This is a genomic window from Vibrio sp. 10N.286.51.E5 (assembly GCF_041469125.1).
GTDB classification, from domain to species: Bacteria; Pseudomonadota; Gammaproteobacteria; order Enterobacterales; family Vibrionaceae; genus Vibrio; species Vibrio crassostreae_C.
In genome coordinates, this window is sequence record NZ_JBFRJZ010000035.1 from 1 (window position 1) to 12,669 (window position 12,669).

At 43.0% G+C, this 12,669-nt stretch carries 10 protein-coding genes; 7 read left to right on the forward strand and 3 right to left on the reverse strand.

What is annotated here, in order from left to right; translation table 11 throughout:
* Window positions 1–173 precede the first annotated feature (173 nt).
* Window positions 174–473, reverse strand: coding sequence for a hypothetical protein (locus AB4161_RS13390; RefSeq protein ID WP_102558269.1), 300 nt, complete (start codon window positions 471–473; stop codon window positions 174–176).
* A gap of 30 nt (window positions 474–503) precedes the next feature.
* Window positions 504–1,673, reverse strand: a complete 1,170-nt coding sequence (locus tag AB4161_RS13395) for a DGQHR domain-containing protein (protein WP_102558270.1) — start codon at window positions 1,671–1,673, stop codon at window positions 504–506.
* 157 nt (window positions 1,674–1,830) lie between these two features.
* On the opposite strand from AB4161_RS13395, the gene AB4161_RS13400 reads away from it, so the two are divergent.
* The 4 genes from AB4161_RS13400 (at window position 1,831) to AB4161_RS13415 (ending at window position 7,470) form a co-directional block, all read left to right on the forward strand.
* Window positions 1,831–5,490 carry a hypothetical protein gene (locus AB4161_RS13400; protein WP_372083459.1) on the forward strand — a complete coding sequence of 1,220 codons (3,660 nt, stop codon included), beginning with the start codon at window positions 1,831–1,833 and terminating at the stop codon, window positions 5,488–5,490.
* Window positions 5,483–5,962: a hypothetical protein gene (locus AB4161_RS13405; RefSeq protein WP_372083460.1), complete on the forward strand. Its 480-nt coding sequence runs from the start codon at window positions 5,483–5,485 to the stop codon at window positions 5,960–5,962. Before AB4161_RS13400 ends, AB4161_RS13405 begins: the two co-directional genes overlap by 8 nt.
* A 501-nt stretch (window positions 5,963–6,463) precedes the next feature.
* Window positions 6,464–7,012, forward strand: a complete 549-nt coding sequence (locus tag AB4161_RS13410; protein WP_102558273.1) for a hypothetical protein — start codon at window positions 6,464–6,466, stop codon at window positions 7,010–7,012.
* Window positions 7,013–7,020: 8 nt separating this feature from the next.
* Window positions 7,021–7,470, forward strand: a complete 450-nt coding sequence (locus AB4161_RS13415) for a type II toxin-antitoxin system YafO family toxin (RefSeq protein ID WP_102558274.1) — start codon at window positions 7,021–7,023, stop codon at window positions 7,468–7,470.
* Between the two features lie 96 nt (window positions 7,471–7,566).
* On the opposite strand, the gene AB4161_RS13420 is transcribed toward AB4161_RS13415, so the two are convergent.
* On the reverse strand, window positions 7,567–7,911 hold the full coding sequence (locus tag AB4161_RS13420) for a hypothetical protein (protein WP_136987070.1): 345 nt from the start codon (window positions 7,909–7,911) through the stop codon (window positions 7,567–7,569).
* A gap of 466 nt (window positions 7,912–8,377) precedes the next feature.
* On the opposite strand from AB4161_RS13420, the gene AB4161_RS13425 reads away from it, so the two are divergent.
* The 3 genes from AB4161_RS13425 to AB4161_RS13435 all read left to right on the forward strand — a co-directional run bounded on the left by AB4161_RS13425 (window position 8,378) and on the right by AB4161_RS13435 (window position 12,624).
* Window positions 8,378–10,786, forward strand: a complete 2,409-nt coding sequence (locus AB4161_RS13425) for an Ig-like domain-containing protein (RefSeq protein ID WP_372083461.1) — start codon at window positions 8,378–8,380, stop codon at window positions 10,784–10,786.
* 312 nt (window positions 10,787–11,098) lie between these two features.
* Entirely contained in the window at window positions 11,099–11,887 is a 789-nt protein-coding gene (locus tag AB4161_RS13430) for a serine/threonine-protein kinase (protein ID WP_102305763.1), read from the forward strand.
* Window positions 11,887–12,624, forward strand: coding sequence for a PP2C family serine/threonine-protein phosphatase (locus AB4161_RS13435; protein ID WP_102305764.1), 738 nt, complete (start codon window positions 11,887–11,889; stop codon window positions 12,622–12,624). Before AB4161_RS13430 ends, AB4161_RS13435 begins: the two co-directional genes overlap by 1 nt.
* Window positions 12,625–12,669: the final 45 nt, after the last annotated feature.

The window sequence follows — 12,669 nt, forward strand, 5'->3', positions numbered from 1 at the left end:
ACAAAAGACAGACTACGACAAAAAGCATCTAAAAGTTTCTAACTTTATTGTTACTTCTTGCTTTAAGTTGGCCTATTGAGTGAAATTGAGTTTTGATCTTTATTGTCAAATCTTTGCTATAGCGTCACGTAGCAATCAGCTCTGCGTAACAGAAAAGTTTCAATCTTTGTTGTTCACCGACATGAAATGCAATACAAGCACTGAACTGTTGCCCCATCCAAGTCATCTTCATCAAACAAACTGTCATCAGACAACCATTCGTCTTGCATCGCCTCTGTTATCTCTTTGGCCATAAACACAGCAAGAGTGGCGTTAGGGTATTCCGAAGCAAGGTAAGCCTTAATATGATGCTCTAGCATCGGTTCAATGGAGTGAAGCCATAGGGATTCATTGCTTGAATGAGCCATAGTTATAGCAAGTCGAGCTTGAGTCATTGCAGACGGGCAGCGATAGGCTTGTAAATTCAGTTCCATAATCTCTCTCCTTAGCGTTTATTCCAAAGGCTAAATTTCATCACACGGGTAGATACCACAGACTTTGCACAAACGTCGGCCCATCAGTTTCTCTGAACCTTTTTGCATCATATATTTCGGCTCTTTTGCATTATCTAACTGGAGCTTTTGAACAACGCCTGCTTTAGTCCACCAGCTGTCTTTCATGTTGAGTAACGGAAGTGCTTTTAAGCGCTCTAGAGCACTCCAGTCTGGTGCCGTACCATTAGACATACCTTCTTCGATGATGGAGCGACAAACCCACGCGCATCCGTAGAAATAAATGGCTTTGCTATACATAGGGTCATTCTCAGTATCTTTTTCACCTATTGGCATAGCACTGAGTACGCCCGTAAGCGCAGGCTTGAGCATGTTGAACAACTGATCTGTCATTTCAGGGTTCTTGGTGAGTAATGCATTTGTTTTCGCGGCTGTGGAAGCGCTGGCAATGCTCAAGAAATCTTGAAGCTGTTTTAAGATGAAAAGATGCCCATTGGTGAGCTTTCCACTTACCGAGATCAGATCCCATAGGGACAATTGGTTCACTTCTAAATCCAGAAATCGACGTAATAACCGGCTGTAAGGTTTGCTGCTGTCGAAGTACAGGTTCAGACTCGTCGTTGGTTTTCTCTGATTGAAGTGAAAATCACTGAATAGTTGTTTTATTTGCTCAGTCACAGGCTCTAGCGTGTCGGTATCAGAGACAAGGAATTTCACGCTCAGGGTTTGCGTCGCAAGCTCAGGCATTTCAGTTAATAAAGATTGAAATAGCTCATTACGGTTTTGACCATCGGCAATATGACGGTCACAGTCGGCAGGGATCACGGCTTTAAGCATCCTACGGTTACCTATAATGATCTCTTCTTCATCCTTTAGATGGCTTAAACAAATCGCCAGTCCGGGCAATATGGTATTTTTGCGGGTTCGAAAGTAATCTTTGAGCGGTTCGCTGCGTGATTTTTCAAGATCACGTTGACGTTTTAAGTGAGAAGGTATCTTGTCTGAACTTTCTTCATTTTTGAAATGCTCGGCTAACTCCTTGGTCAACAGAATGCCTTCGAGGGTACGAAAGCCGTACTTGTTGATTCCTTCTTCCCCGATAAAGAACACCACCTCTAGGTCTTTGCCATTAAGAGCATGATTGGGTGTGTATGGTACTGTCAAATCTGTCTTCGCGTTCATATTTTTGTCCTCACTGGATTTATCTTCAGTCTATGTAGAACAACTAACCCTGTCTATAAAATGAAAGAAAAATCTCCCATAAAACGGGGGGGTAAACTTTCATTATTCTCTATGCACGTTATAGTTAAGGTATTCAAGATGACTTAGGGAATCGGACATGACTTTATTAGTATCGACAGCACAAGACGCATTAAGCAGTCAATTGTATGCCCTGCATATGGGGATTATTGATCGCTTCAATGACACGGTGAGAGAGACGCGTAGCCTGATCGAAGCTGATGAGAAGTATATTTGTCATGAAGGCTTAAGTATGGGGAAAGACAGCACATTGGTCGCACTGTGCTTGATTGAAGCTTACAAACAGAGCATTGCGGAAGGAAAAATCGAACCCTCACGTCCACTGATGATAAGCACCGTTAATCCTGGTGCAGAAGCATTGCCAATGCAGATGTACAGCGAGTATGCGGCTCCGTTCTTGAAAGCCTATGCGAAGGACTGTGGCATTAACCTTTTCTATGATGGTGTGGCTCCTGACTTTCATGAAGAGTACGCCAATCGTTACTTGTCGGCACAAAAAGTGATTCAGAATGCGTCTATGTCCGGCGACTGCACTGTAATTTTGAAGCTGATCCCTTCCGAGAAGTACATTAAAACCATGTTGAATCGATTTGAAGGTATGGAAGGCATGGAGCAGTACGCGTCGTCACCGGTTATCTCTTTTTCGGGCTCACGCGTAAAAGATGAAAGCACACGTCGTACTCGTAATATGAAGAAGCAGGGTACTGCACACAAGACCATCGATGCACTCAAGGCGGAGCTGGTGGACCAAAGTGACGTCAGTAAATTCCAACTGTACCAGTACGCTCCTATCCGAGATTGGTTAACGGATGAAGTCTTCACGGCCTTAGAGTTAGCCGGAAAGAAGCCTTTGACGAAGAACCTCCCTGGTATTCAAAATGCTATTCCAGCATTCATGTCCGACTTTGCTTTGTTGTTGGCCATCTATGGAAATGCCGCGCAAGAAGCATGTGAGATTTCAGTCGGACAAAAACATGGTGCTGGGTGTTCAGGTAAAGCTCGATATGGGTGCTTGATCTGTACTCAAGTTGGCACCATTGATAAAACACAAACCAGTTTAGCTAAACAAGACCGATGGAACATCCTCGGTCAAGAGGAAGCTTTGCGTTTACGTGATTACATGTTCCGCCTGTCTGCGAACATGAGAGCTCGTGCTTTGCATGCCAAAGGGTACGACAGTGTTGGTTTTGGCAGAATTGCACTTCAACCTAATGTGTTGAAACCTCGCTACTTGGAGAAGTTAGTCAGACTTTTTGCTCAGTTATCGATTCTTTCAGAAAACAGGGCTGCAGAGTTCCGTCAACTTATTGCCGAAGGCAAAGAGGATACACATCCCGGCATTGTAGAGATCCAAAATGATGTGACGTTGAATGCGAAAGCGAGACGTGGTTATTTGGCTATGTATAAAGCTCAAGCGGTGAATCCACAAATCAAACTATTCTCTGAACGTCACGCAGTGTACCTAAGCTATCGCTGGGGCATTGACGGTATAGCAAGCCTTCCGTTTAGACCACTTGCTATCTGGCGTGATCTTCACTTAAGACCTGAGTCATGGATTCCGTTTCCGAAAACCAATGCAGAGTGGGAAGCGGAAACGGGGAAGACCATCAAGTTAGTTGACCCGCAATATCCTCTCCCTGAAGCAGTAATGATGCCTGTGTTCAAAAAAGAGGAACCGAACCATTATGTGGCCAACCACCGTGCGCTGCTGTCGTATTGGCGACGCCCGATTGATACCTCGGATATCACTAACGAAGCAGGCTTCAACAATTGCACGCTTGAGCGTTATCCCCAACACAATACGCCAGTCAAAGTGGAAATGTCGGTTTCACATTCATTCAATGACACGCAAGTTGACGATGGCCAGTATCAGCTGAGTGCAAACATCAAAGGTGAAGTGCATCTGGTCGATATCGGGTCTGTTACCTTTGGTACGCCCGAAATGGGGAAGGTACGCATTGACGGAAAATTGGTATCGAAGTCTTTTGAGTCAGAGTATCTATCTACCACGTTCACTGAGTTGGCCACTAATCGCATCAACAATGTAATGGAAGCGATCTCCGATAAATTAGTTCAACGTGAGTTCGTAAGCTTACAATCTGCCCAGCAATTCGTGAACAAAGCCCTCGCTACTGAGTTTCCGTCAAAGAAACCGACTTTACTTACTCATTCTATCCCGTATTTAAAAAGTGCGGTGCTAGGTGTGGCGTATAACGAGAAACCGAGAAAGGTGTCAGCAAAAGCCCATTTCACAAAGCGAGTAGTACGAACTCAAAATGGTAAGCTTACGAAATCGAATACCCGCGTTAAATTCTATCCATTGTCAGTAGATTCGCGCTTACATCTTGCCCATGCCAATAAGTTAAATGGCCTTAATGTTGACTTTGGGTATGCATATGAAAAAGAAGTTAGCGTGCAAACTGAGCTCATTAACTGCCATGGAGAGCTGGTGGATGGTGCAAAAATCGCCGTCACCGAACAGTCCATAGAGATGTTTAAGAGACTGGGTGGCTTTGAACGTGCATTGGATGTACATGATTCACATTTAGCTCGTGCGCTCCGTCATCGTGGCCCAGTAAGAAAGTTTATATCAACGTGTCCAGCTGAAATGTTGAATACGATGGGGGGCGTGGTCGTGTCACCTTCATATATCGCTAAGTACCGTGAACTTCTCAAGCGTACTCAATTGTTCGCAGAACTCGGCGCTTTGGACTATCAATCAATGTCTGTTGAGGAAATCCAAAAACAGCCTTGGGCTATTACCATGAAGCAACACAGGATGGATAAAGTGGGTGTACTTCGTGTTGTGCGTGAACTAAGAAATAAGCAAAGGAAGCAGGTAAAGGCGGCTTTGCATGCGGGAACGCCACATCAAGAGTCACTGCTTCAGGTTCAACAGTTGTTTAATCTTGCTCACCAATATGTGGAAGAAGGGTTTGATACGTTATCTACATCGATATTTAACGTCCAGTTTAATACTCACGAGATTAGTCACACTCAAAGGGCAGCGGCATACAAAGCATGGTTACTGCTCAATCAAGATGCGCTGTCTTCATTTAATGAATTGCAACGCATGGCGCTGACCCCATCGCAAAGAAACCAAATTTCACTGGATGCGTCTTCTTTATCCCACCTTGCTCGTGTTACTGAAAAAGCCATGAGCGATCTCAGCACTACGGCTACAGCTGCTATTCAAAAGTGGAGCCCTATGGTTCAGGCTGTTCAGTCAATACGTGAGCAAATTGAACTCGCAGAGAAATCAGGTCAAGATGAAGCACAAATTCGCGATCATCAAATTGGCTTGTATAAGTTAGCTATTGAGCAATATCACCCACAGACAGCTGGTGCATTGTTTGAACCGTCTGCGTCTCACCTACGACCTAATCTGACGAATTTCAAGTTGATGCTGGATAAGCAGCTTGAGAGAATGAGCAAGGCAATCGAGTGGTTTACTGACTTAGCAAAAGGCATTTCAGCTGAAGGGTCGACATTGAAGAGCAAAGCAGTAGCAAAAGTCGATCTCTCAACGCGTCTTAGTTACTGTGCTAATTTACCAAACACTTCACAGAAGGTGCCTGTTCCGGCGTCACTAGAACTGCCAGTAATCGTGCATGAGGACTTAATATTGGAAAGTAAGTCGGAGTCAAAGCAAAAGACTAAAAAGACCGCAAAGAGAACGAACACGTTAGAAAGCATGCTTGCATATCAAGCTAAACAAGAGGACTTCGAACATGTCTAACTATCAAATGGAAAACGACATCGCCTTAGTTGCGAATGTCTGCCATGTATCGATTACTCGTCTGAAAAATTGGTGCAAGACTTCACCTGAAAAATCCATGCTGTTTGATACAGCGTGTACAGCTATTGAGTTACAACCGGAGACATATAAAGCGGTTCTGCAAAACGCGGTGAGTCTATCAATATCGAACCACCATGAGACTCATAGCCTTTTAGGGATACCATACAAGGTTGAGCGTCTGAGTGGGTTTGCTGTGCCTGTTAATACGCTAAGACGTTGGATGAGTGACAATCCGCATACATATATAGCCGCAGTTATCGGCATGCAGCAATTGATAATCCGCCAGCATTGCGATGCTTCTGTCTCCAAAAAGCTGTACCAAAAAATCGGTTTATGCTACTCAGAACAGTGCAGCCTCTTCGTGGCCAATGCTGACGCGGTTGGTAAACTCATTAAAGGACTAAAACTATAACGTCAACTGGCTTTATCGGTTTAGCTAACTATTTAAAGGCGAGGGTCCATCATTATCTTGGCAAGGTTTTTTGGCCACCAGCCACCAATCGAATTTACAAAACCCTCCCAGAAAACCAGAGACATTGTGGATACTTAACGTTAATATGTGATATAAATCACACTTATCGTATAATCTTAGACTTGTTTTAAGACGATATCCCTTTGATTTTCCCTAAACTATACCTAGAACCGCTCTGAATCGCTTTCTAACGTACAACGATGGTTCGGGTTAATTCCGCGATGCCATTACTGCTACTGTTGCACTAAACGCTACCTGCGCAACATATGGGCATGAGTGGTGTGATATTAATCATTATGGGCTGATTGTTAGCAATATTGAATGGTTGTAATCTGGCCTTGGACATGGATAATTCCCGTCCCGTGAAATGAGCTAGGTTTATCACCTCTCTATAATTACTCCTATAATGTTTTTGAGGTCACAATGAAGAAGAGGCTAATTATGAGTGCAAGTATTCTTGCTGCGCTCGGTGGCAATGCCAGTGCGTCAATGGGCGATACTGTTGCTAAAGCTATGGATCTTCGTCTAGAGACAATTGAGTGTAAAGATGACCAACGCCAAGTTTCGGCTGAAAGCTTAGAAATGGCTGTGTCTATTATTGCAAAACTCAACACTCAAACTAAACAGCTTAGAGAAGTTTACAGTGAGATTGAGCAATCAGATGTACCTGAGAGCTATTTTGATAAAGTAACTATCGATGAGCTGGTGGTCGCAGACGGTTATATCCGTGGTTTTGAGATGATTCTTAAAGCGCAACACGAAAGCCTAAGTCGTCGTGCAACGGCATATGAGCAACCAGCGGTTGAAACAGCAAAACAAATTCGTAAGGCTACAGCGAAGCTACGCCGTGCCGTTGGTGATTTAATGTCGATCGAACGCCAACTCCAAGTGGCTTCGATTGGTAAATATGAGACTAGCTTTGAGATGACTTCTGATAAAGTTGCAAAACTCAAAGCGGCGACACAAGCGACTGTCTCTAATTATCACTAGGGGAACGCATGAAAAACGTCACCCCATCCCCTCGATTTGAACAAGAAATCAAAGCACAAGGTTTCAATGACGTTGAAGCTTTGTGCAAAGATATCGCCCTTCACTTAAGTTACGACGATGATCTATCGGTTCAATATCTTGGCCGTGTTGCAAGTCTAGCCTATCCGACAGACGCTGAAGATGCAGGGTTGGGGCATATCCACTTGTGGGACCCGAGCAGTCCATGGTTTGACAGCGCCAAACAAGGCAAATGGAATCGAGCACGACGTCAATTCGATAGAACGAGTGACACTTGCATTGTGTATTCTAGTCATTGGGAAAATGAAGACGAAATCCTTTTACTTGGTGTAGCAAATCCTTGCCACACAGATAAGGCGAAAGGTAAATTCTCAAAGCTTTTTGATAACAATTTCATGGAATATTTTCTAGAGGAAGGGTTGAAGTTCAACGACCTGTAATCCCCCTGCCAGCTCAACATCAGCTGGCATTCATTCTATTTGGTATACCACCAATCCTTCGTGTTCATTGAACAACAAAGAGCGCCCCCTTGTTAGTTATACTTCGATTTTCAATTGTTTGTTGCGGTTCCTAGCTTTGAAATTAACCGTTTCAGAGATTTCAATAACGACCTCATCACAACGTTCATTGTGAAGTCTTGCTGGTGGAAATTTGATGGGCTTTCCTATGTTCTCAAGATACTGAAATGTATCATTTTTTATCTCAATCGCCTGTTCTGCAATAGAAGGTGAATGAACCACACCGTTACGTAGAATTTCTTCCGTTTCGCAAACCCCCAAATCAAAAGCCTCTATCAACATGCTTGCTGTTTCCCATGTTATTTCTCCGACTTCTGCCGCAGCAATCCAAGTCGAGTGATATCGAAGTATAGTTTTTTTCATATTGAGTAAAGTACTTGGTCAATCTTCCATACTGACAACGATGGAGATGGAATATATTCCTGTAGTACTGTCTGTCATTGTCGGAATTAATGTCTTTATGTTTATCCTAAAGTTTGAGCGTAAGCCTATAGACTCACAAACTACTGGGTCAAAGCCCGTTACCAGTACGACGACTGACACTGACTGATCTCGAAGCCCATCCGATTAAGTTAAACGTACAATACACCTTCTCTACCTCGAAAATGAATGGCGAGACTGACGGCGTTGGTCTTTCTTGTCATTCATTTAACCAAGCCTAGCGCGGTAGCCAATCTTCTCCCTTTACCTTCAGTTACGTAAAACAATCACTGAAAATCATGCCATTAATTGGAATTTCTATGTACCACAGAAGATAACATCGGTGAGATGGCCGATGCCTTTGTTTCGACCATAGACCGCATGGCTGACTTTGAAAGGTACAGAGAAAATGAAGACCACACTAAAGCTCTCCTTAATGACAATGATTTTAGGGCTAACGAATGTTCCAATCGCTTCGGCTGCGCTAGAACAAGTTTCATTTACCGATACGAGTGGCAACCCTAAAAGCGTCGATGGCCGTGAATTGAACATGGTCAACATAAGAGACACGCTGACCCTTAAGATTTCATCTGGTTTGGATAGAAAAATTCAGGTTCGACTGCAACATGGTTCAGGTCTAGTTGAAAGTCAGTTGACCGCTGTCATAAATATCCATGATCGACTGAACATAGACGGCAAGGATTTCTACGGTAAGGAAGTGGTTCTCAGCAAGGTGCCTCAAAACGAAGGGGAGTACACCGTTGTTGTGGAATACCTAGATTTATCCAATGCAGTCGTCTCAACGGAATCTTATACATTTGTGCAAGACACGATTAAGCCGGTGATCAGTGGGCAGTTCGTTCACATTCTCAATGCATATTATGGTCACATCGATAATTTTGGGAACACAGGGACAACGAAGCAGCTTGAAGTGAGTGACATTAGTGACAACAACGGCATCTCACGAGCCAGATATTGGGTTAAGCAACCAGATGGTTCCAAGAAATACAAAGACGTTGAATATAATCTAGAAAGAAAAACCGTGATTGTGGCGGGGTCTATCGCGGCCACCACTGGTGCGGGACTTGTCCCTGCGCCCGGATATTACCAATTTGGAATCGATGTTTATGATACATCAGGTAATGTAAGTACCCTTGCTCGATCGTCACATATGGACTTTACTTGCCCAGCCACCAGCTCCAATAAGATTGAAGTACGTAACGCGCAATCTGGCGTTTGGGAATCGTACTACTCAGGTATGACGATATACAGCAACCCAGTCTCGATTAGATATGGCCGCTTACTCTCACAATTTGCTACTAATGACTCCCCTTATGGTTGGAAGAAACTCAATCATATGGTCAGCAACACAGACTCTACGTATGCGTATTACCAGCCGACCATTAACTACCCTCAAATGTACAGCTACTTCCATTTTTATACGGAATCGGGTCATTACTGTTCGACTTATCGATATCGTGATTTGAATTTCAACCTCGCTGCGGGGGTTGATATGGCACCGAAATTTACGGGGGTGTGGCACAAAACCAATTTATCAAGTGAGTGGATCACCAATGACAGACCGAAAACGAATGTTCCCTATACAATCAATGCCGTGCGAGTATTCGTTGAGCCACGTAGTTATCGACAAAAGCTCACCATAACCGCTGGCGGCTCATGCTACGTGAACCCCGGCGCGACATCATGCGATATCAGTACGAACTATATTTACGCCACAGGGCGCGGTTATATCCCATATTCTATCTATACCGCTAAAGAAGACGGCTCGATGAACATTCACGGCGGTTACTTATATACATATTGGGATTTCAATCCAATCGCCATTCGCTCTATTCATTATGACGGAGCCGCACAAAACATTACGATGCAAACGTATGATGCCGATACTGTTTTTGATTGGCGATCTTCCATGTGGCGATATAGCTCCATTTCGGCAACGGCCAACATTGGAGCCGGTCCACAAGACATCCCTGTCTCTCATACAAATCAGATCGACTTGCAGACATACGATTTCAGCTTCGATGTGTCTGCTCTAGATGTTGAAATGAATGTGCCTTTTGTATTTAAAGTCATTGACTCGTATGGCAACGAAACCAACCGCGTTGAAACGTTCACGATTGATACTGTGAAGCCCAAGATACAGGTTATGTATTCAGGCGAAGCATTACCCGAGGTGTTGAGTGATATACGTGATCTTGAAATCCATTTGGAAGATTTCAGTGAGTCTGTGCCGACTAGTGTGCAACTGTTGGGATCTGATGCTGAAGAGAATGTCTATCTGGCGGTGCTATCTCATGGTGATGGGCTGTTTCGTGTAGCGAAGCCCAAAATATTCCCCACGCTCAATTATGAGGAAGGAGAAAGGTACAAGCTAATTATTACCGCTGAAGATGAGCAGAAGAACGTACAAAACAAAGAAATATCCTTTGGATATGAGCCAGATAACCTGATTGTTGTTGAGGCACAACCTTACGTACCTGCAAACCAAGCTTTGTATGATGTTTCATCAAATGCACTGGCTCGAATTTACACCGAAGATCCGCTCATAATTGAAGGTGGGCAACGTGCAACTGGTCCACAAACAGCGGAAATCAGTAACCGTAAGGATTCGGACTTCGCTATCTCGATTGTGGCGGATACGGGTATTGTGAATGTGTTACCAGGCGAAACCAAAGCGGTGATGGTAGATCTTGGGCCTGCAGGTGACCTCTTGGAAGTTGAAGTGTTTCCGTCTGAGCGAATGGAAGGTACGGCTCAATTTATGTTCTCTATACCGTCCCTCAGTACTATTTACTGACGATTAACAGGGCGAAGCGATTAGATATTCTCACGCGCCTTTACCGCCCCTGTTCATGCTTATGTGAACAGGGGCTTCTTCGTAATAACCGTTGATGATTTATGTTTCTGAGATATGCCTAAATGTGGGAGAGTACTAATGTCTCATACCAAGCAGAAATTATCCGAAATCAAAAAAGCGGATATCACTGCTGTAAGGTGAACTATGTAATCTCGCCCTCTTATTTAAAATGTTGTATTCTCACGGCAACTATATGATTTGTATATTAATAAACCTGTCAATAATTGATGGACAACGTTTTGAGGTCTATTCGTGTTATCTATCGCGAACTATAAATTTACAACTGTTGAACCTTTAGGCGAAGGCGGTTTTGGCTTTGTCGAAAAAATCGAGCTTGTCAGAAACTACAAAGAAGGTGAACAACCTAATCAATATGCGCGTAAGGTTTTGGCTCCAAAGAACGATCTTAAAATGTTTAAAGAACGATTTAAGCGTGAGGTTTTCAGTCAGAATAAATGTGAACACAAGTATGTCGTTGATATCTACCTCGCAGATCTAGACTGTGATTCACCTTACTTTATTATGGAACTTGCAGATTGTGACTTGGCGGATCTCATTAAAGCAAATGAACTAAGTGAGCAAGACAAACTCGATGTCATGATTATGACGTGTAAAGGTTTACAACATATTCATAGTAAAGGTTACCTACATAGAGACATCAAGCCATTTAATATTCTGAAGTTTTCACATGATAAGTACATACAATTGAACGGTGAGGTAACACCAGATGTCTTCTATAAGATTTCAGACTTTGGTTTAATTCGAAAAACCGATCCTGACCCAACATCTGAGGTTCTAACTTCTTTCGGAACCATTCTTGGTACTACGAGATACTGTGCTCCAGAATTGATGTACTCAGGCATCTACACGCATCAAACGGATATTTTTGCTTTAGGTAGAGTGTTTGAAGAGTTGGACGTTCAAGATAAACATTTGCAGAAAATAATTGCAAAATGTGCTGATTTCCAAGCACGCACTCGATATACGAATATTGATCTCGTTTTGGAAGATATAACCAACGTTGTTGAGGTTGTCGAATAATGCTAAAGCTAAAGGAATGTAGTAGTTTCACTCATGCTAAATCTGATAAAAGAGTAAACCAAGATTCGATCCTTACCCCCACTAGGTGTGATGATGGTTTTCTTTTTGCAGTGGCCGATGGAGTTGGTTCTTACAAGGGCTCTGATTTAGCTTCAATGGCTGCTGTTGAGTATTTAGAGAAGTCTCATCTGTCCAAGGCTCGTTTACTTTCTCCAGATTTATTCGAAGGTATCTTAACGAACGTTAAAGTGCTGTCTAACTATGACCCTGAATATGAAGTGGCTTCAACAACACTCACTTATGCATACGTAAATTCAACCGAAATAATAATTGGTCATATTGGCGATTGTCGAGCTTACGTAAAGCAAGGAAACAAGTTGGTCCAACTAACTAAAGATCATACTCAGCATCAAATGTTGATCGATCAGAAGTTATATACGAAGGCCCAATTGAAAAACGCAACAGGGAAAAACCTAATCACAACAGCTATATCTCAAGTTGTACCAATGAAACCTGAGTTTTTCAGCTTTAAAGTTTCTGATTACGTTGATGACCTACAGAATTTAACTATTTATCTGATGAGTGATGGCGCACATGCGTACTGGGAGGAAAACCCTAGATTCTCACCGAACACCATGAAAAATGTCACAAAATTATCTAACAGCTTATTACGTCGTATTGAACGGAAAGGCGCAAAAGACGATTATACGCTCGTTGCATGTACATTTTCTGTTTAGTTAAACAATTAAAGGAGCGTCAAGCTCCTTTTTTATTACGAACGT

Bases quoted from the DNA above. Each gene is read 5' to 3' on its own strand.
- AB4161_RS13390 (WP_102558269.1), bottom strand. From the start codon at position 473: ATGGAACTGAATTTACAAGCCTATCGCTGCCCGTCTGCAATGACTCAA.
- AB4161_RS13395 (WP_102558270.1), bottom strand. From the start codon at position 1,673: ATGAACGCGAAGACAGATTTGACAGTACCATACACACCCAATCATGCT.
- AB4161_RS13400 (WP_372083459.1), top strand. From the start codon at position 1,831: ATGACTTTATTAGTATCGACAGCACAAGACGCATTAAGCAGTCAATTG.
- AB4161_RS13405 (WP_372083460.1), top strand. From the start codon at position 5,483: ATGTCTAACTATCAAATGGAAAACGACATCGCCTTAGTTGCGAATGTC.
- AB4161_RS13410 (WP_102558273.1), top strand. From the start codon at position 6,464: ATGAGTGCAAGTATTCTTGCTGCGCTCGGTGGCAATGCCAGTGCGTCA.
- AB4161_RS13415 (WP_102558274.1), top strand. From the start codon at position 7,021: ATGAAAAACGTCACCCCATCCCCTCGATTTGAACAAGAAATCAAAGCA.
- AB4161_RS13420 (WP_136987070.1), bottom strand. From the start codon at position 7,911: ATGAAAAAAACTATACTTCGATATCACTCGACTTGGATTGCTGCGGCA.
- AB4161_RS13425 (WP_372083461.1), top strand. From the start codon at position 8,378: ATGAAGACCACACTAAAGCTCTCCTTAATGACAATGATTTTAGGGCTA.
- AB4161_RS13435 (WP_102305764.1), top strand. From the start codon at position 11,887: ATGCTAAAGCTAAAGGAATGTAGTAGTTTCACTCATGCTAAATCTGAT.